The sequence below is a fragment of the Streptomyces sp. NPDC001137 genome (genome assembly GCF_040298885.1).
GTDB lineage: Bacteria > Actinomycetota > Actinomycetes > Streptomycetales > Streptomycetaceae > Streptomyces.
On record NZ_JBEPBA010000042.1, the window covers coordinates 1 to 18,570 of the forward strand.

Genomic DNA, 18,570 nt, shown 5'->3' on the forward strand with positions numbered 1-18,570 from the left:
CCGCCCACAGCCACCTCGCGACTGGCAAACGCCCGAATCTGAAACGGAAGGCGACTCACGAGGCGAGACCAGAACTCAAGACCGGGACACTAGGCTGAAGGAACCGCAGGAGGTCCTGGTGCCGCCCTTCGCTTTGCCCGCCCCGCTCGCTCTGGCACGCGCAGTCACTGCCGTTCCCGAGTCGCCGATCTGTGCGCTCGAGCCGAAATGGGATGGCTGGAGATGCCAGATCCACACGGCGACCCGACGAGTGTGGAGCCGACACGGCACGGACTTGTCCCGCCCCTTCTCCGACATCGCCGACGCTGCCGCCGGCCTGCCGGACGCCGTCCTCGACGGTGAGCTCGTCGCGGTCCTCAATGACGGCTCCGGCGTGGCCTTCGACCGACTGCAGAGCCGGGCCGGCCGCCGCGGCCCGCGACGCGGCGCCGACTTCACCGTCCACGTCGCAGTCCTCGACGTCCTTGCCGTCGGCGACACCAACTGGCGGCCCCGCCACGGGCGCAGGGCCGCGAAGTAGCTGGAGATAGCGCAGAAGGCCCTGGCCCGCTGCAAGCGCCGCTCGAAGCGACGCCGCAAGGCCGTGGAACGTGTCGCGGTGCTGCATCGCAAGGTACGCCGTCAGCGCCTGGACCATGCCCACAAGACCGCGCGGGACCTCGTCAGGGGCCACGACGTGATCGCTCACGAAGACCTAAGGATCCGCAACATGAGCGCCGCTCCGGCCCCGCGCCGGAGTGACCCGCTGCGGCGCGCTGCATGGGCTCGCGCCGCGGCGCCGTGTCGGTCCTCCCTGCTGGGCCGCAGCATGGGCCGCTTGCGTGCTCAGATGGTGGTGTCGTCGGCCGGGAGCGCCGTCAGCAGCGGGCGTGCGGCGTCCGGGGTGAGGCCGGCGGCCAGGGCCTTCTCGAGCCAGTAGCGGGCCTCGTCGGGGAGACCTTCGCCCTCGGCGATGCGACCCAGAAGCAGGAACAGGCCGGGCGGCAGGCCGACGGAGGGCGGGCCGTCGCCCGAGGGTGCCGGCCGTGCGGGCTCCTCGGGGGCGGACGAGGGCCGTACGTCCGGGGCGGGGGCGTCGCTCCTGCCCGGGGTGGTGGTGATCTCCCGCGGTCGGGTGTCCGAGCCCGCGGGCACGAGAGCCGGTCGCGAGGCGACGGGGGCGTCGCCGAGGGCGGTCAGGGCCAGGGTTCTGGCGTCCGGGTCGTCCGATGCGACCGCTTCGCGCAACCAGTGCTGCCCCTCGGCCGTGTATCCGTCCAGCATGGCCAACCGGCCCAGGATCACCAGAGCCTGGGGCCGGTGCTCCGGGTCGTCCGAGCGGGCCAGCGGAAGAAGCGTCTCGCGGGCCTCTGTGCGACGGCCGAGCCGGGCGAGTGCGCTGCCGAGGAGGCGGCGGGTCAGCGGCTCGATCGAGGGCGTGTCGGTGGCCAGTGCCCGCGTGAGGGTTTCACGGGCCTCTTCCAGGTCGTTCTCGGCGAGTTGCGTCCAGCCGAGGTGGGCGAGCGCCCGCGGGGTGACGTCCGGCTCGTCCAGGTCGAGCGCCGCCCGCAGATACGGCTGGGCCGCCGCCATGTCGCCCACCTCGACCAGGTACTCGCCGCGGCCGAGGAGCGCGACGGCCGTCGCGTCCGTCTGCCCGGAGGCGGTCGCCTCGTCGAGGAGGTCCAGGGCTGCCTCCACGTCGCCCTGCTGCAGCTTGATCGCCCCCAGATGGGCCAGGGCGAGCGGGGTCAACGACGTGGCGATCCGGCTGTCGGAGGCCAGCAGCGCCTCGAAGCGCTCGGCCGCCTCCTCCGGCCGGCCTTCCTGGGCTGCCAGCTTCGCGAGTTGGACGCCTGCGAGGTCCCTTGCCTCCTCGGAGTCGGACTCCGCGATGCGGGCCAGGATCGGGCGACCCTCTTCGGTGCGCTGCTCCTGCACGAGGAGGATGCCCAGGAACGCCTCGGCGATCTCGGCCAGTGCCGAGCCCGACCGGGCCTCCGCGGTGAACAGGGCCTCGGCGCGCCGAGTTCCGTCCTCCCGCTCGGCCAGCATCAGCGCCAGATCGATCCGGGCGACGGCCGACCAGTGCTGGTGTCCAAAGTCCATGGCCCGCTGGTAGGCGGCCTCGGCCCCCGCCCAGTCGCCGCGGGCGGCCAGTGTGTCGCCGAGCAGGTCGGCGGCGCGCGGCGCCAGATCGGGCTCGTCGGAGTCGATGATCTCGGTGAGCAGGTCCGGCCCGCGCTCGTCGCCGAGCCTGATGAACAACAGGGCGAGGTCCAGGCGGGCCATCGGGGCCCAGACCCGGTGGCCCGAGGCGATCGCGGCGCGGTAGGCGGCCTCGGCGCCCGGCCAGTCCTCCAGCGCTGTCTTCACGTCGCCCAGCAGGTCCGCGGCACGGGGAGCCTGATCCGGGTGACCGGACTCCGCGACCTCGGTGAGCGCGGCCAGGGCGCGGTCGTCGTAGCCGGCCTGGGCCCAGTACATCGCCTGGTCGGAGCGGGCGACGGCGGCCCAGCCGGGGTGGCCTGAGTCGACGACCCTCTGGAGCCGTTCGGCAGCGGCCTCGAAGTCGCCACGTGCCGCCTGCACCGCGGCGAGCAGGCCTTGGGCACGCAGCACCTGCTCCGGATTGGTGAAGTGGACGGCGCGCTCCAGGACGGCATCGGCCTCGTCCAGTCTCTCCTCCAGGCAGTACAGCCAGGCAAGGGTGACCTGGGCGTGTTCGGAGGCGAAGAGATGCTCGGACGCGGCGGCCGCGTCCAGCAGATCGCGGGCCCGGTCCAGCTCGCCCCGCTGGATGCACAGCGCACCGAGGTTCGCCTGGGCCAGTGGCACCACCAGCGGATTCCCGGAGGACAGCGCCGCAGCCAGCAGTTCGTCGGCGCGGTCCAGCTCGCCCTCGTCGAGCAGGGCCGCGCTCAGATTGACCTGGGCGAGCGGTACCGCCGACGCGATGGCGGACTGGCGCACCGCACGCGGCAGGCTCAGCGGCTCCGTGCCGACGAGGCGGGACTGTGCGCCGGAGGGGAGCGCGGCGGACGGGGCGCGCTTCGCCCGGGCCCCCGCGCCGGACATCTCGCCGCGCTGCACGATCAACCCGGCGAAACCGGACTGTGCGATCGGCACGACCTGGGAGTCTCCCGACTCCAGTGCGGATTCGAGCAGTTCCCGGGCCCGCTCGGTCTCGCCCTGGCTCAGCAGCACGCCACCCAGGCTCGCCCGGGCCAGCGGAGCCGCCTGCGGATCGCCGGACGCGATCGCCGCCTCCAGTTGCCGGCGTGCGCCGGCCATGTCACCCGTGACCTGCAGTACGGCGGCGAGGTCGACCTGGGCCAACGGCAGGACGTCGGACGATCCGGAACCCGCCGCCTCCTCCAACAGCACCTTGGCGCGCGCCATGTCCTTGAGATACATGGCCATTTCGCCGAGCATCAGCGCCGCCCAGGCCCTGACTCCGCGGTTCGTCGCATCGGTGTGGGCACGTTCCAGCGCGCCGACGGCCACGTCCTGTTCCTTCCGCGTGAACGCGGCGAACGCGACGCCGAGCAGGTGGTCGGGCGGTACGGCGCGCACGGCCCATTCCCAGGCGAACCGGGGGACCGGCGAGGTCTCCGGGTCGTCGCGGCCGTCGAGGTAGCCGGGAAGGTAGGCAAAGGCCTCGTAGCGGCGGTCGTCCCCGTCCTCGGCTCCGGCACCGCTCGGGGACGGGCCCGCGTCCGCGTCCCGGGACTCGCGCAGCAGCGCGATGCTTCCGGCCACCGGCTCCGTCGCCCAGGCGATGCCGGTCCCCAGGGCCGCCTCGGTCATGGCGCGATTGCTGGGGCCGGCGGCGAGGTAGCGCGCGAACAGCTGCGCCAACGCGTCCCCGGTGAGCGGTGTTTCACAGCCCATGCGGTGCCAGTCGGCCGCGGCCCGGACCACCGCCCAGCCCTCGGGACAGGTGTCACGCCCGCCGTTGAAGCGCGCCTCCACGAGCGGCGCGGCGACCATCAGCTCGCCGATCCCGCGATCGGTGAAGTCCTCCTGCGGATACAGACGCCGGGCCTCGGGCAGGTCCTCCTCCCGCAGGAGCCGCGGCAGCACGATCGGCGTGACCCGGTTCAGTACCTGGCGTGCCGTGCGGTTGACCTCGCCCTGGGGGGCCTTGAGGCGGCTGAGCCACTCCGAGGTGATCGTGGCGACGACGGTGACGGGAGGCTCCATGGCCGCGTAGGCCTCGAGGACGCGGACGTCCACACCGCCGGGCCGCAGGTACTCGTCGATGTCGTCGAGCCACAGTACGGCCCGGTCGCCGCCGGTGGGCAGCGGAAGGGCGGCCAGTTCGCCAGGCGCCGAGGGAACGGGTCCGGGGACGATGAGCCGGGTGTCCGGGTGCAGTGCCTCGCGCAGCCGCTCGATGAGGGTGCGGGACTTGCCGGCCTTCGAATCGCCGCTCAGCAGGACGAACGGTTGGCTGTGCAGGGCCTGGTCGAGCTCGCGGTCCTCCTTGAGACGGGGGACGTAGGGCGGGTCCGGCCGGTCGCCGAGGTCCTTGGACTGGGTGACGCCGATGTCGTAGATGGGGATGTCGCGGATCCTGGGCAGCTCGCCGGCGGAGTCCAGCGGGCGCGCCAGCAGGGAGTCGATCCTGGCCCGCTGCTCCTCGGTGACCGGGTCGTGGATCAGCTGCCGCAGGGGCGGCCAGTACCCGGCGATCGTCTCGACGGGGATCGCGTAGGCGGTGCCCGGGTCCTGGCCGGCCACCGGCTTGTCACGCATGGCCACGACACCGATCACGCCGCCCAGCGGAAGGTCCCACACGGGGGAGCCGGAGAACCCGGGCGCGAGGCGGTGGCCGAGCGTGGACCCCGACTCCAGCTCGATCCATTCGTGTCCCGCGGGGCCGCGGACCACACCGTCCGCCGGCACTCCGCCCTCCTTGTGGCCTTCCGGATAGCCGTACACATAGAACCGGTGGCCGAAGGTGCCGCCACGGGTGGAGACGAGCCGCGCGGGTCCGGCGGACTCCGGTGCGGGGCCCTGGAGTTCGAGGACCGCCAGGTCGCCCCTGCGCTCCTTGGTGTCCTGCGGGTGCCAGCCGTCCGCCACGACCACGGCGGGCACCGGATCGTGGGTACCGGCCCACTGGAAGCTGACGAAGACGGGTCCGGGGGGCGGTTCGGGGTGCGCGCCGTGCGGGGCGGCGACATGGGCGCACGTCACCACATGGCGGTCGGTGACGAGCACGCCCCCGCCGATCGGCGGCCCGCCCTCGGCGCGGGCGATGCCCACCAGCCACGGGGCCCGCTCCCAATGCGCCACGGCGGCCGCCCTAGTCCGTCCCGGCGGCCGTGTGGTCGCGGCGCCAGGCGAGCCGTACGCCGAAGTGCCCCTCGGCGGTGGTCTTCGCGACCACCACTCCGGCCTCGGCGTTCAGCTTGATGCCGAACTCGACCTCGTACTCGTCGGGCGCCAGCTGGCGCAGCAGCGTGAGCACGGCCTCGATCGTCGGACGGGCGCCGGTGAGCATCTCGTCGAGGCGGCGGCCCGCCTCCAGGATGCCGCCCTCGCCACGTGCCACGTTCTCCAGACCGGGCGAGGTGTCCTCGATCTCGACGACCATGGCCGCCCCGTCCGTCGTCTCGAATCGCACCAGATCGCTCATGCGCCGCCCCCATGCCTGTCCGCCCCGGCCCCAGTGCGCTCTGATTGTAGTCCTGACTCTTCACGGTTGATTCCGAAATGACATCATCTTCCAGGAGAGCAGCGGGTGTTGGTGAGAAGGGCTAACCTGGGCCGATCGGTGCGCACGGGGAGCGCACCGGCGTGTGGTGGGCGCGGACAGGTGGTGGCCCGTGTTCGTGGGAATCGACGTCGAGGCGGGGATCGCCGTGGCCGGCGGCACGGACGGCGCACGGCCCCCCGAGTCGCTGCCCGCAGGAGTGGGGGAGTATCTGCGCCGGGCTCCGGAGCCCGTGGAGGGCCTCGTCCTCGCCCTGCCCGAAAAGCTCTTCGACGCAGCCGGTGCCGCACCCCGGGAGGCGCTGTACGGGGAGCTGGCCGAGGGACTCGGCCTGCGGCAGTTCGTACCCGGCTCGGTGGCGGTCACCGCCTCGGTGGAACGTCCGCTGGGCAGGTACCTCGTGTGCCGGCTGGACGCCGAGACGGCCGGGGCAGCGCTGTGTCGGGCCACCGGGCGAGAAGTGGAACTGCTCGGCGCCGAGTGGCGCACGACGTCCGCGGACCCCCAGACCGTACTCGTAGGCGACGGAGTGCCCTCGTGGGAAACGGGCCGGGCGGCACTCCTGCTGGCCAGGGCGCGGGTGCAGCCCCGCTACCGGGCGGCACCGCTGAGCCCGGCCGGGCACGTGACCGCCGGGGCCGCACTCGACGGCTTCGCTCCGGTCGAGGCGGCGCTGCGATCGGCGGTCCTGGCGATACGGGCCCGGCACGGGCAGCCGGCCGAGGACGGCGGCCTGCAGATCCTCGTCCACGGCCGGCTCGGCGGGCATCCGCTCGCCCAGGACGCCGTGCGCGAAGCCACGGGCGGCGCCCCCGCCCTCGTACTGGAGCCGCATGCCACGGCACTCGGAGCGCTGCGCCTGGCGCGCGGCTCTGTACGGGCCCCCGCCGCCGCCCAGTACGCGGTCGGCCTGAGCGTGCACCGGATTCGCGGCGGGTTGCTCGTCGGGGCGGACATTGCGCTGACCGTGGAGGGGCAGGCCGTGCCCTTGACCGTGATGGACCACGATCGGGCTGTGACGGTCGACGTACCCGGCGCGCACCGCCCGGAGGTGTGGGTGCGGGCAGGCGGGCGGGAGTTCGAGGTGCCGTGCCCCGCCCTGCGGGGCGGGCGATACCGGCTGGGCATGCACAGCGCCGCCGACGGGTTCGGCGTGCTGGTGTTCCGCCCGGACGACGCAGGGGAGCCGGTGCTGGTCCCGCTGGGCGGCCCGCCCGGAGAGACGACACGGAACTGACGGGGGGCACGGGGTGGACGACGACGCGAGGACACGGATCGCCGAGGCGGTGGCGCGCGGCGGGGACCAGGACGCGCTGCACGCACTGCGCTCGTCCCTGGAGTGGTCGGCGCAGGCCGTCGCGCGGTTGGCCGGCACCCCCTCCGGCACCGGAGCGGTGGAGGCGGTGTTCCTTCTCGACGACGCGCTCACCGCATCCTCCCAACTGACCGGCGCGGTCGCCGAGTTGCTGGCGGCCGCAGAGCCCGGGCCGGACGCGGTGGCCTACCTCGAGGACCAGCAGCGTGAACTCGCCGAGATCCGCGACAAGGTCCTGACCTGCCGTCAGGAGCACGAGTCACTGGTCAAGTCCGAGGCCGAACTGCGCCGCCGACTCGACGAGTTGGACGCTCTGCGCGGTCAGGTCGCGGAACTGCGCCGTCTCGCGAGACTCGTGGAGGCACTGGACGAGATCCGGGCACAGCAGGACGCCGTCGAGGAACGGCTGGCGCTGCTGCGCCGGCACGCCGACGGCACCGAGGACGCCCTGCAGCTCGGCAGTGCCGAACTGCTGCGACTGACCGAGGACCGGCTGTCCCGGCTGGCGGCACCGGTGCGCGAGGCGCTGGAGCGCACCTCGGCCGCGCAGCGCGAGCTCGCCGCGGCCGAGACCGAACTGACCGACGCGGAACGGGACGCGGCCACCGCCACCGCCCGGCTGGCCCAGGTGCGCGTCGAACGCGACGAGCGGCTCGCCGAACTCTCCGCCTGCGCCCGCGCCGACCGGCAACTCGTCGAGGCGCTCGCCGACTTCACCGATCCCACCCGCACGAAGGACGCGGACGGCGCCCTGGAACAGGCCCGCACCCTGATCGATGCCGTCGAGACCCGCGTGCACGACCTGGAGGCGGTGCTCGGCCGGGCCCTGGACACCCGTGACCGGGCGGTCGGCCCGGGCCGGGCACTCGTCGCCTGGAACGACGAGGGCCCGGCGCCCCACCCCGTGAAGTGACTCAGGAAATGAGCAGCTCGGCCTCGCGCGCCAGCGCCTCGAGGTCGTCGGCGATGCCCTTGGCGATCTCGCTGACCAGCTTCTGCCCGCCGTCGTCGAGGAACTGCGCGCTGAACGCCGCGGCCAGCTCCGCCTCCTGCGCCGCAGCCCCCTGACGCAACTTGGTCACCAGCCGGTTCTCGCCGCCGACCTTCCGCATCAGCACCGGGATGTTCGCCTGCCGGGCCCGCGCCATGGCCGCCTCCCGGGCCTCGTCGGCCCCGGCGAGCAGGACGACGAAGGCGATGACGACGGCGATCGGTCCCGTCGTCGCGATGAGTGCCGTGCCCGCACCGAACAGGGTCATGGCGATCACGCCCGCGACCACCACGTTCACCACCTTGGCGATGTTGTCGAGCACCTGCGTGGCCGCCGCCGAGTCGAACGGCACGGCGATCTCGCTGCCGCTCACCTGCACGGCGGGCAGCTCCATCGCCGACGGCGGGATGTGCCAGCGATGGCAGATCGGACGGGTCAACTCCTCGAGCTCCGGCCGCAGTTCGTTCTGCCACTCGGCGATCACCCCGGTCAGCCGCGGACTGCCGGGCTCGGTGAGTTCGGCATGCAGCGCGCGGGAGATGCCCGCCGCCATGCCGTCGAGCGTCGCGATCTCCCCGGTGCGCCAGCGGCGGAAGGCGGGGATCACATGGCGCTCCGTCATCCCGTCGGCCACCGCCGCGCCCAGCCGGTCGCCCAGCGAGGACAGCCGGTCCTGCACCAGGGAGCCGATCCGGTCGCCCTTGACCAGTTTGCGGATGTCCGCGCGGAACCCCGCGGCGCGCAGGCTCATACGGCCGGCCAGTGCAAGCCCGCGGGCGATCGCGACCTCCGGCTCCAGCCCGAGGAGCACCCTGTCCGCACCGAACACCTCCCGCGCCTCCTCCTGCACGAAGTGCATCCGGGACGCCCCGCCGGTGAGCAGCACCATGTCCGGCTGTCGTCCCAGCCTGTCGGCCGCCTCGTCGAGCGCGTCCCTGAAGGCCTGGCGCCAGGAGCGGCCGCCGAGGCTCGGCTGCGCCGCGTCCAGCGCCGCCGTCATCTCGGCGGCCGTCAGCTCGACCTCGAAATAGGCGTTGCCGGTGCGGGTGGCCACCTTCCGCGTTCCGCCGACCGTGGCCTCGGGGTCGTCCACGAACCTGCTCGGATCCGTGCGGAAGAACGTCTCCTTCGCCTCCCGGCACAGCAGTTCCAGCCGTAACCTTTCGAAGCGCGAGTCCTGCAGGGTCTCCCGGAGAGCGTCGCGCATCGGATGCCGGTCGAGCTGGCGCTCCAGAATGGTCCGGTCGATCAGTCCGGCACCCAGCTGCACACCCGCGTCGATGGGCGGCCCGGTGCGGTGGCCGAACACGCTGGTGAAGTCGGCGGTCGACGAGCCCAGGTCGACGACCAGGACGGTGCCCTCCAACTGGCCCGCCTCCACGCGGACTTCGCCCGAGTCGCGGGCGTACAGCATGGCGGCACGGGACTCCGGCACCACTTCCACGTTCGGCAGGCCCGTCCGGCCGAGCAGCTCCGCGTACGCGCGGCGCAGGTCCGCGTCCCAGCCGGACGGCGCGCCGAACACCCAGTTCACCGGGCGGCTTCCGGTGAGGTCCTGGTCGCGTTCCCGGGCGTCGCGGCCGACCTTGTCGACGAAGAGGTGCACCGGGGTGCGTACGTCGTCGCGGTCGATCTCCGGCGACTTGAACGCGAGGTAGAGCGAGGTCACCCCACGTGCCTCGGTCGCCTCGCGGCCCACCAGTACCCCGCGGGTGGGGTGCTCGGCGACCGCGGTGACGTGCTGCCGGCCCGCGCCGGTCGACCCGATGTCCAGGACGACGGGCGGTGCGGATTTGTCGGCGTAGGTCTTGGCGAGCGCGGTCTCGCCGTGTCCGAGGTCGAATCCGACGATCACGGTGCTGCCGGACACCTTAGCCATGCTCGTTCTCCTTGCCCCCGTTGGTTTCCGTGCCTCCGCCCCGACCGGGCGGTTCGTCGTTGCTGTTTCCGGCCTCTTCCGCCGGTGCGGGCAGCCGACCGGGTCCGCCCCCGGTCTGCGGCGCCTCAGGCACGGCGAGAGGTGCCGTCGCCTCGCCGCGGCGCAGGATCCGGCCGTCCGTCGTCATCAGGGCGGGCTGCACCGTGTGGTAGCGGCTGTCCGGCGGGTCCGGGTGGCCGCCCAGGGTGAACAACTGCTCGTTCGTCCCGTCGAAGTCGATCACCGTGATGCCGTGGTGCAGCGCCAGATCCTTGCGCAGCCGGTCGATCCGGCGCAGTGCGAGCTCTCCGTCGCTTTCGCTGTGCGCTGTCATCAAGTCCCGTATGAGGTTGACCAGTTCGGCGTCCTCGTGCCAGGCGATCGGTACCTGTACCGGCGGTGGCGGCTCGGCATAGGCGAGCAGGCGGTCGGCTGCCTCCAGTGCGCCCTGGACCTGCTCGAGCAGCGTCGCCGCATGTACCACCGGCCGCCGCGGGCGGCGCAGTTCCTCCTGCCGTTCGTCCTCCCGGCGCCTGTCCTCCTCGTCGTCGCCGAAGGGCAGCGGGAAGCGGAACGGGGACCTGCGGGGCGGCGGGCGCCGGGGCGGCGGCACGGCCGGCGCCCGTACCGCGGCCAGCGTGCCGACGACCGCGGAACGCACCAGGTCCACGGCGGCGACGAGCTGCCGTCGCGCGGTCTCGTCCAGTTCGGGGTCCTCCTCGGCGGCGTGCGCCAGCCGGATCAGTGCGACACGCAGGGCCTTCCGCACATGCTCCGTGCCGGACTGGTCGTCGAGGGTCAGCTCCAGTTCGGTGCGCGGCTGCCGGAAGGCGTCGCCCAGGAAGCCTTCACTCATGATCCCTCCTTGCCCAAGGTGTGGCGCCGGTCGAGGGACGGGACGGGCCAGGTGCGTACGAGTCCGTCGCCGCCTGCGCTCAGCAGGTGCCCGTCCGCGGTGAAGGCGAGGCCCCGGATCCGGTCCGGGTGGGCGCCCAGCACTGTTGTGCACCCGCCGTCCCCGGCCCGGAACCGGACGGTGCCCGTGTCGTCCGCGGTGGCCAGTGCCCCGCCGGGCCCGAACGCCACCTGGCGCACCGCGCCACCGTGGCCACCGACCTCCCAGGCCCGGTCTCCGGCGAGGTCGAAGACGCGTACGACACCGTCGGCGCAGCCGAGTGCCAGCAGCCGGTCGTCCGCGGCGAGCACCAGCGCGGTGACGGCGTGGTCCCGGCAGAACCGGCCGAGGAGGCTGCCGTTCGTGCCGTCCCACAGGCTCGCCCCGTCGGAGCCCCCCACGACGACGGTCCGGGCGTCCGACGTCGCCTCGAGCGCGGTGGCGGAGGCCCAGCCGACCCGGGTGAGGGGGCCGCCGTCGATCACCGCGTCGCCGAGTACCGATCGGTGGATCCGGGCGTCGTCGCCGAGGCTGAACACCACACCGCCCCGCTGCCGAAGCGCGTTGACCCAGCCGTCGTGCCAGGTCAGCACGCGGACCCGGCCGGATCCGGCATACGACCACAGCCGCACGGCTCCGTCCTGCCCACCCGTCACCACGGACCGCCCGTCCTCGGCGAGGTTCACACAGGTGACGAGCCTGTCGTGCAGCACCCGGGAGGCGACCGGCTGCGGCTGCCACAGCTGCCAGACCGTCACGGAACCGTCCGGGCTGCCACCCGCGAGCTGCACGCCGTCGGTGTTCGGGGTGCTGCCGCAGGCGACCGCGGTGAGCCCGGCCGCGTGGCGCAGCGGAGCGGGCTGCGGCTCCGCGGCGGGCAGGTACCGGGCGCGGGCGTGGGGCAGACGCTGCTCGAGACGGGCCAGCAGCAGTTCGGGCACCGTCCAGCCGGGCAAGGTGCTGATCAGCATGGTCGCCGTCCGTGCGGCACCGAGATCGTCGGGCTCACGCACCGCCGGGGTGGCGGATGTCCGGTGGCCGACGCCCCCCGCCAGCAGGAACAGCCGCTCGTCCTCGTCCCGCGGCAGGTCGGGCAGCAGCTCGTCCCACCCCCACTCGGTGGCCTCGGCGTCCTCGATGCCCTGACGGACGGTCGCGGCCCTCAGCCCCCGTACGGTGATCTCGGCGACGACCCCGTCCGGCAGGCTCCTGGTCTCCTCGACCGCCGGGGTGTCGTCGTGTTCCAACTCCCGCAGCACGGCGTCCCGTTCACCGGGGGGCGGCGGCCCATGCCGGACCAGTGCCTCCAGCCGGGCCAGCCGCTCGGGTGCGCTGTGCCCGGGGTGGCCGGCGGCCCGGGCCGCGGCGGTGAGGTCGAGACGGCGGCGGGCGGCGGCGAGCCGTTCGTCGAAGGCGCGGCGGATCTCCGGGGTCACCCGGCCCAGAACCGGAGGTCCGTGGAGGACCCACCGGCAGCGCGCGCACGCCGGTTCGTCGGCGAAGGGCGTCAGGCACACCGGGCAGCCCTGGGCGGTCGCGGTGGCCGCTTCACCGGGCGCCATCGGGCACGTCCTGGGGGAGGAAGGCCGGTGGGCGGCCGACGGGCAGGTCTGGGCCGAGCCGACGGGCCATCCTGGCCTCCATCCGGTCCAGCAGCACGCGTACGGTCCTGGCGTTGCCGAACTCCTCAGGATGCGCGACGCGTTGGCGCTCCAGCCAGGTCCGGGCCCGTCCGGCCACGGCGTCCGAAACCTCGTAGCCCGGCTTGCTGTCGCGGGCCATCCGGCGCAGGATCTCGACGAGTTCGAGGCCCGAGTAGTGCGGGAACTCCACGCGTTCGGTGAACCGCGAGCGCAGGCCAGGGTTCTCCGCCAGGAATTCCTCCATGGGGCGGGGGTATCCGGCGGCGACGACGACCAGCCGCCCGCGCAGGTCCTCCATCTCCCGCATCAGTGTGTCGATGGCCTCTGCGCCGTAGTAGTCCCACCCCTGCTTGTTGTGCGAGAGGCTGTATGCCTCGTCGATGAACAGCACGCCGTCGATCGCCGAGTGGACGGCCTTCTTCGTCTTGATCGCGGTCTGGCCCATGTATTCCGCGACGAGTTCGGGCCGGGTCACTTCGACCATGTGCCCGCGCGAGAGCAGGCCGAGGGAGCGGAACATGCCGCCGAGCAGGCGCGCCACGGTCGTCTTGCCGGTGCCCGGCGGGCCCACGAAGAGCAGATGTGGCGGGGCGATGGCCGATGCGCCGTGCGCCTGACGCAGTCGTTGCCGCCCCACCAGGTCCCGGATCATCTCCTTGACGGGCTCAAGACCCACCAACCTGTCCAGTTCGGCGAGGAGTTCGTCCACGGGAGGCGCGGCCCTGGGCACGTGGACCGCGTAGCGGTCCGGCAGGTCGACGGGTTCCAGGGGTTTGGTCACGACGGCCCGCACGCGCTGGGCCCAGCGGTCCTTGAGCTCGTGCGCGAGGTCGCGCATGGCGCGCGCGTTGCCGAACTCCCCGTCGCGCCGCGCGTACATCCCCTCCGTCACCTGGCGCAGCAGCCCCTCCAGTGCGGGCGTCCAGGTCAGCCCCAGCTCGCGCAGTTGGCCGAGCAGAATGGCATGCAGCTCGGGCGGTGCGTAGTCGGGAAAGTCGATGATGTTGCCGGTCGGGATCCGGCTGCGCAGACCGGGGTTGGAGCCGAGGAACTCCTGCACCTTGTCCGGGTAGCCGGCGGCGATCAGTACGAAGCGGTCGCGGTCGTTCTCCATCCGGGTGAGCAGGGTGTCGATGGCCTCCTGGCCGAAGCCGCGGCCCTGGTCGCTGAGCCGGTAGATCTCGTCGACCAGCAGCACCCCGTCGAGCGCCCGGTCCACCGTCCGGTTGGTGCGGACCGCGGTGCCGCCGACCACCCCGGCCACCAGGTCGGGGACCTCGGCCTCCACCAGGTGCCCGCGCCGCAGCAGCCCGAGATCGCGGTAGATCTCGCCGACCAGCCGGGCGACCGTGGTCTTGCCGGTGCCGGGGTTGCCGGTGAACACGAGGTGCGGGGATCCCGTCTGCACCGAGGCGCCCAGGCCCAGGGCGCGCAGTCCGGCATCCGCCTCCACGCGGTAGCGCAGCCGCTCCAGATGCTCCTTGACCGAGTCGAGCCCCACCATGTCGTGAATGCGGTCGGCGACACTGCGGTCGTCCTGGTAGCTGCCGCTCACCCACTGTCGCGTGCGCAGTTCGGCCAGTTCGAGCGGCCGTCCCTGATCGGCCAGCTGACGCAGGTGGGCCCGCCAGTTCCTGGCCCGCTCGGGTGCGGCGGCCATCGCCCGCACGGTGAGCGGCAGTTCTCGCCAGTTGCCGATGCGCAGTCCCTCGCGGAGCCGCAGCACATGGATCAGGCGCTCCAGCTCCGCCGCCTGCGGCAGGCCGATGGCCGCCGTGGCGCCGCCCGCGGAGCGTCCGCGCTGGTCCTCGAGGTAGCTCTCCAGGCGCGGGAGGCGGCCCAGCGCGCGGACGAACTCCCGTACGTCGTCGAGCGTGTCGCGGCGGAAGAGGAGCACGCACAGATTGCGGTCGTCACCGTGCTCCGCCCACTCCGCCAGCGCCCCCGCCAACGTGCGCTCGGCGCGGTCGTAGCGCAGCAACTCCTCGGCGTGACCGACCACGACGGCAGTGCGGTGCTCGCTCTGCTTCATGAGATGGTCGAGCATCATCACCCGGTGCTGATCGGTCAGGGCCGGCGGTGCCGGTGCCGGTGCCTGTGCCTGCGCGGTGTCGGGCGAGGCGGGTTCGCGCACGATACGGCGGCCCAACGGGCCCGTGAACTCGGGCCGCATCAGCCCGGGCTCCGCCGCGGGAGCGGGCCGGCGCCGACGGCGGGCGAGGTCCCGGGAAGGCCGGTCGCGGAAGTACAGCGGACGCGAGAGCGAGGAGTACACGATCCGGGCGAAACCGGCCTCATGCAGCACCTCCCACAACAGTTCCTCGATTCCCCGTACGCGGTAGTCGTGGCCGACGAAGATGTCGTCGACGCCCTGGCCGTGCACGACGAACAGCGGATCGCCGGCCGGCAGCCGGAACCCCTCCAGGCGCTCGACGAGCGGGCGGGCCATCCCGGATCAGCCTTCCGCGGCCCGGCTCGGCAGCTCGCGCAGCGACGCCAAGTCGGCATAGACGGGATCCGGTGAACCGGGCTCCTCCCGCGGCTCGGCGGCCGGGAAGCCGTGCTCCTGCAGCGCTCGGGTCAACTCGACGCCCCGCTCCTCGAGTTCGGTGCGCGCGGCGGTGTCGTGGTCGTACGACAGCACCCTGAGCACGGACGCCCCCGAGTCGGCGCCGGCCGGGGCGACCTCCACGACGATCGCGTTGCGGTTGCCGTGCATGAGCCGGGCGAAGAACGCGTCGCGTTGGTCGTCCCCCGCATAGGTGGTCGCGTCGAGCTCGTACCCCGTCATGCCCTCGAGGGTCCGCACGACCGCCTCGGCGAGATTCACCCGCTGCTGGGAGGCGAGCTGTCGTGCACCGGCCTGCCGGACCGTTTGTTCGAGGCGTTCCCGCAGGGCGGGCGCCCGGTGCTCCAGGATGTCGCGCAGTTCGTCGGGCGCCGGTGGCCGCTGTTCGTCCTCCACGCGCCGCTGGAGGGCCTCGGTCTCCTCGCGCAGCGCAGCGAGGTCGCCTCGGGTCCAGTAGTCGACGTCGAGGTCGAATTCCTCCAGCACCTCGCCCTTCTCGTCACGCGCGTACTGCCGTGCACTGTCCTCGATCAGCAGGTGGGCCAGGAGCAGTTGGCCGCGCGCCTGTACGCGCAGTGCCTGCCGCTCCCGTTCCCGGTGCTCCAGGTCCAGGTGCAGCTCGCTGAGCTCCTGGTAGGCGCCCTGCGCGGTGGCCAGAGCGGCGTCGAACCGGCCCTGCGCGATGTTGTGCTGCGCCCGGTCGAGGGTCACCTCCAGGCCGGCCAGCCTGCCGGGGGCGTACCGCTCGTGCGGCAGGGTGTCGCGGATGACGCCATGCATGGCTCGCGCGTCGGAGAGGGCCTGGCGGGCGACGACGGCCGCGCGTTCGCGGTCCTGGACCAGCTCGCCCAGCTCGGTGGTGATCCGCCGGATGTCCTCGCGGCGCTGCTGCCGCTCGGCCGCGATCTCGCTCTGCAGCCGGTGCTCCTGCTCGGCGAGCTGCTCCCTGGTCTCCTTGCGCAGTTCTCCCGCGGTGGCCCGCAGATCCTCGGCCATGCGGCGTGCCTGGGCGCGGAGCCGCTGCTGGGTCTCGGTCTCCAGGCGGCGGGTCTGCTCACTGAGCCCCTCGACCACCTGCTCCACCGAGCGCTGACGGTCCTCGATGACGCCGAAGACCTGCTCGAGGTCGGCGTGCGTCTGCCGGCGCACCTGGTCGATCATGGCCGGAAGATTGCGGACGACGTCCTTGTACCGGGACAGCTCGCGCTGCTGGCGGTACCACGCCGACTCGTCGACCTGGATGCGTTTCCTGCCGCTCATGCTCTTCCCCCGATGGATGACTGCCGTACGTGATCGACGGCCGCGTCGAACACCGTGAGCAGGGCGGGCGGCGGCACGCCGATCAGCAATGCCTCGCGGCCGTCGACGGCGATCTCGGCGCTGCGGTCGCGGCCCGCGAAGTCGTAGCCGCAGTCCGCAAGGCGCCCGGACAAGTGGTGCACGCGCTGGTTGCCGCTGCCGCGCAGCCCCCGGCCGTCGTCGAGTGCGGCGACGTACAACCCGTCGATGAGGACGTCGACTTCGTCCAGCAGATCCGGCACACCGGGGGTGGGCGGGCGGGTGCGCAGGTGCCGGAGGGTGTAGCCGGAGAAGCAGACGAGGGTGGTGTCACGGATGCGGCGCGCCGCGCGGATCAGTTCGGCGAGGCCCGCGGCCTGGCGCATCGGCTCGCCGCCGGAGAACGTCAGTCCCTCGACGCCGGGGTCGGCGAGGAGTTCGGCGGCCAGCGCGGCCGGCTTGACCGACCGGGCGGGCACGTCCGGTATCCAGTCCGGGGACATGCAGCCCGCGCAGTGGAAGGGGCAGCCCTGCACCCACACAACGGAGCGCCGCCCCGGACCGAGCGCGGTGGTGCCCACCCATGATGCGGCAACGTTGAGAGCCCCCATGAACCCCCCCTACCGGCCTGACTGGTTGCGAATTCAGCGACCGGCGATCCCTTCGAGCCAACCCAGAATCCACCGCCCCCCGAGGGCGGTCAAGAGGGCTGACCACGCCCTCGGCGGCTCCGGAAGGTTCTTTCCCACCGCCTTTCTCTCCCGGCAACGGAGGCCACTTTCGGGGTGTTTCGAAAGAAGGCGAAAGAGGTTGGAAAGGGATCCGAATGCTTTCGCTCGGAGGGCGGTAAAGGTCGCGAGGAAGCCGTCTGTGACCGGACGGCGGGTACGGCGGGCCGGCCGTTCGGCTCAGGCCTTCCCGGCCGCGAGGACCTCATGCGCGAGTGCCACCAGGTCCGGGACGGCCGGATGCCCCAGTCCCTCGCGCCCGGCCAGGACGACGACGGGCAGGCGTCGAGCGGGCTAGAGACGGACGGTCATCTCCACGGTCACGTCGTCGCCCGCCCCGATTCCCTGCGGCCCCCGCACCGCCTGCTTGAGCGGCAGCAGGTAGCAGCCGTCCTTCGGAAAGAGCGACGTCTCGAAGGCGGTCTCGCCGATCCGGGCCTGGACCGGGATCACGCCCCAGCCGTAGGTGGCCATCGCGGCCACCTCGCAGATGTCGGCGGACTCCTGGTCCGGCACCGGGACGAAGTAGTAGGGCGCGGGCCCGCGCCATTCGATCACCTGGCCGGAGAAGGCGAGTTCCACGAGGTCGGACTCCTTGAACGAGGACGGCCAGGTCACGCTCAGCGTACCTGCGGTGCCACCGGGACGGTCAGCCCTGGTGGGCGCGGACGACGTCGGCGAGCGGGGTGGCGGGGTGGCCGGTGAGACGCGGCACGGCGTCGCTGACGCCGTCGAGTTGGCCGGCCGCAATCGCCGTGTACGTGGACACCCAGGCGTCCAGCTGCCACTGCGGGGCGCCGTAGGAGGCGCGGGAGGCGTAGGCCTCCTCGACCGTCTCGGGCCGGTAGGTGACAGTACGGCCCTGCACTTCGGACAGGATCGCCGCGGCCGCGTCCAGCGTCAGGGACTCGGGCCCGGTCAGGTCGTAGGTGCGGCCGGCGTGGTCGGCCGGCCGGGTCAGGACGGCCGCGGTGGCGTCGGCGATGTCGTCCTGGCCGACGAACGCGGCACGTCCCTGCCCGGCCGGGCCGCGGATGACGCCGTCCTCGCCGACCAGGCCGGGGACGAAGTCGGCGTAGATGTTGTCACGGAGGAAGGTGTACGCCAGGCCGCTCGCGCGGATGTGCTCCTCGGTGTGGAAGTGGTCGCGGGCCAGGGTGAAGACGGCATCGGGCGCCGCGCCGAAGAAGGACACGTACACCAGGTGCCGCACGCCCGCCTCCGCGACGGCGTCCACGAAGGCCTTGTGCTGGGAGACACGGTCGGCGGTCTCGGAGGCGGACACCATGAACACGGTCTGCGCGCCGCTCAGGCCCCGCAGGACGGCGTCATGGTCGCCGTAGCCGCCACGGACGACGGTCGCGCCGGGCAGTGCGGGCGCCCGCTCGGGGCTGCGCACCAGCAGTCTCGGCGCCAGACCCCGCTCGGCCAGGCGACGGGCGACGCGCCCGCCCAGGCGTCCCGTGGCTCCAGTGACCACAAGCGAAGAGTCAGTCGGTTCGGTCATGGTCGTCATCATGGCCTGTCGA

General features: G+C 72.9%; 14 protein-coding genes. 4 read left to right on the plus strand and 10 right to left on the minus strand.

The genetic code is table 11. From position 1 onward, the window contains the following. Window positions 1-250: 250 nt before the first annotated feature. Window positions 251-520, plus strand: a complete 270-nt coding sequence (locus ABT254_RS44140; protein WP_351483369.1) for a hypothetical protein — start codon at window positions 251-253, stop codon at window positions 518-520. Window positions 521-583: 63 nt separating this feature from the next. Next, window positions 584-919, plus strand: a complete 336-nt coding sequence (locus ABT254_RS44145) for a hypothetical protein (protein WP_351483370.1) — start codon at window positions 584-586, stop codon at window positions 917-919. Here the strand turns inward: ABT254_RS44145 and ABT254_RS44150 are convergent. Together ABT254_RS44150 and ABT254_RS44155 are read right to left on the minus strand one after the other, a co-directional pair. Continuing rightward, on the minus strand, window positions 826-5,283 hold the full coding sequence (locus ABT254_RS44150) for a tetratricopeptide repeat protein (RefSeq protein ID WP_351483371.1): 4,458 nt from the start codon (window positions 5,281-5,283) through the stop codon (window positions 826-828). The two genes, ABT254_RS44145 and ABT254_RS44150, sit on opposite strands and share 94 nt — an antisense overlap. Before the next feature lie 10 nt (window positions 5,284-5,293). Beyond that, on the minus strand, window positions 5,294-5,626 hold the full coding sequence (locus ABT254_RS44155) for a CU044_2847 family protein (protein ID WP_351483372.1): 333 nt from the start codon (window positions 5,624-5,626) through the stop codon (window positions 5,294-5,296). A gap of 190 nt (window positions 5,627-5,816) precedes the next feature. On the opposite strand from ABT254_RS44155, the gene ABT254_RS44160 reads away from it, so the two are divergent. Next, window positions 5,817-6,941 (plus strand): hypothetical protein, encoded by a 1,125-nt coding sequence (locus ABT254_RS44160; protein ID WP_351483373.1) that lies wholly within the window; start codon window positions 5,817-5,819, stop codon window positions 6,939-6,941. Window positions 6,942-6,954: 13 nt separating this feature from the next. Further along, the gene (locus ABT254_RS44165) at window positions 6,955-7,932 is read left to right on the plus strand and encodes a coiled-coil domain-containing protein (RefSeq protein ID WP_351483374.1); all 978 of its coding nucleotides are present in this window, start codon (window positions 6,955-6,957) and stop codon (window positions 7,930-7,932) included. A gap of 1 nt (window position 7,933) precedes the next feature. Here ABT254_RS44165 and ABT254_RS44170 read toward each other — a convergent pair whose 3' ends face one another. The 8 genes from ABT254_RS44170 to ABT254_RS44205 form a co-directional block, all read right to left on the minus strand. Then, complete coding sequence (locus tag ABT254_RS44170; protein ID WP_351483375.1) at window positions 7,934-9,889, minus strand: Hsp70 family protein; 1,956 nt, start codon at window positions 9,887-9,889, stop codon at window positions 7,934-7,936. Further along, window positions 9,882-10,784, minus strand: a complete 903-nt coding sequence (locus tag ABT254_RS44175) for a hypothetical protein (RefSeq protein ID WP_351483376.1) — start codon at window positions 10,782-10,784, stop codon at window positions 9,882-9,884. Before ABT254_RS44175 ends, ABT254_RS44170 begins: the two co-directional genes overlap by 8 nt. Further along, a complete protein-coding gene (locus ABT254_RS44180) occupies window positions 10,781-12,385 on the minus strand; it encodes a WD40 repeat domain-containing protein (RefSeq protein ID WP_351483377.1) in 1,605 nt (534 codons plus the stop codon). The genes ABT254_RS44175 and ABT254_RS44180 overlap by 4 nt, the downstream gene beginning before the upstream one ends. Then, on the minus strand, window positions 12,372-14,915 hold the full coding sequence (locus ABT254_RS44185; RefSeq protein WP_351483378.1) for an AAA family ATPase: 2,544 nt from the start codon (window positions 14,913-14,915) through the stop codon (window positions 12,372-12,374). The genes ABT254_RS44180 and ABT254_RS44185 overlap by 14 nt, the downstream gene beginning before the upstream one ends. Window positions 14,916-14,921: 6 nt before the next feature. After that, a complete protein-coding gene (locus tag ABT254_RS44190) occupies window positions 14,922-16,295 on the minus strand; it encodes a hypothetical protein (protein WP_351483379.1) in 1,374 nt (457 codons plus the stop codon). Further along, window positions 16,292-16,924, minus strand: a complete 633-nt coding sequence (locus ABT254_RS44195; RefSeq protein ID WP_351483380.1) for a 4Fe-4S single cluster domain-containing protein — start codon at window positions 16,922-16,924, stop codon at window positions 16,292-16,294. The genes ABT254_RS44190 and ABT254_RS44195 overlap by 4 nt, the downstream gene beginning before the upstream one ends. Window positions 16,925-17,335: 411 nt before the next feature. After that, window positions 17,336-17,623 (minus strand): DUF1905 domain-containing protein, encoded by a 288-nt coding sequence (locus ABT254_RS44200; RefSeq protein WP_351483414.1) that lies wholly within the window; start codon window positions 17,621-17,623, stop codon window positions 17,336-17,338. A gap of 67 nt (window positions 17,624-17,690) precedes the next feature. Then, a complete protein-coding gene (locus tag ABT254_RS44205; RefSeq protein ID WP_450752949.1) occupies window positions 17,691-18,548 on the minus strand; it encodes an SDR family oxidoreductase in 858 nt (285 codons plus the stop codon). Window positions 18,549-18,570 lie beyond the last annotated feature (22 nt).

Coding starts and splice junctions, on each gene's coding strand:
- ABT254_RS44185 (WP_351483378.1), bottom strand. CDS start 14,915: ATGGCCCGCCCGCTCGTCGAGCGCCTGGAGGGGTTCCGGCTGCCGGCC.
- ABT254_RS44170 (WP_351483375.1), bottom strand. CDS start 9,889: ATGGCTAAGGTGTCCGGCAGCACCGTGATCGTCGGATTCGACCTCGGA.
- ABT254_RS44175 (WP_351483376.1), bottom strand. CDS start 10,784: ATGAGTGAAGGCTTCCTGGGCGACGCCTTCCGGCAGCCGCGCACCGAA.
- ABT254_RS44195 (WP_351483380.1), bottom strand. CDS start 16,924: ATGGGGGCTCTCAACGTTGCCGCATCATGGGTGGGCACCACCGCGCTC.
- ABT254_RS44155 (WP_351483372.1), bottom strand. CDS start 5,626: ATGAGCGATCTGGTGCGATTCGAGACGACGGACGGGGCGGCCATGGTC.
- ABT254_RS44180 (WP_351483377.1), bottom strand. CDS start 12,385: ATGGCGCCCGGTGAAGCGGCCACCGCGACCGCCCAGGGCTGCCCGGTG.
- ABT254_RS44205 (WP_450752949.1), bottom strand. CDS start 18,548: ATGACCGAACCGACTGACTCTTCGCTTGTGGTCACTGGAGCCACGGGA.
- ABT254_RS44190 (WP_351483379.1), bottom strand. CDS start 16,295: ATGAGCGGCAGGAAACGCATCCAGGTCGACGAGTCGGCGTGGTACCGC.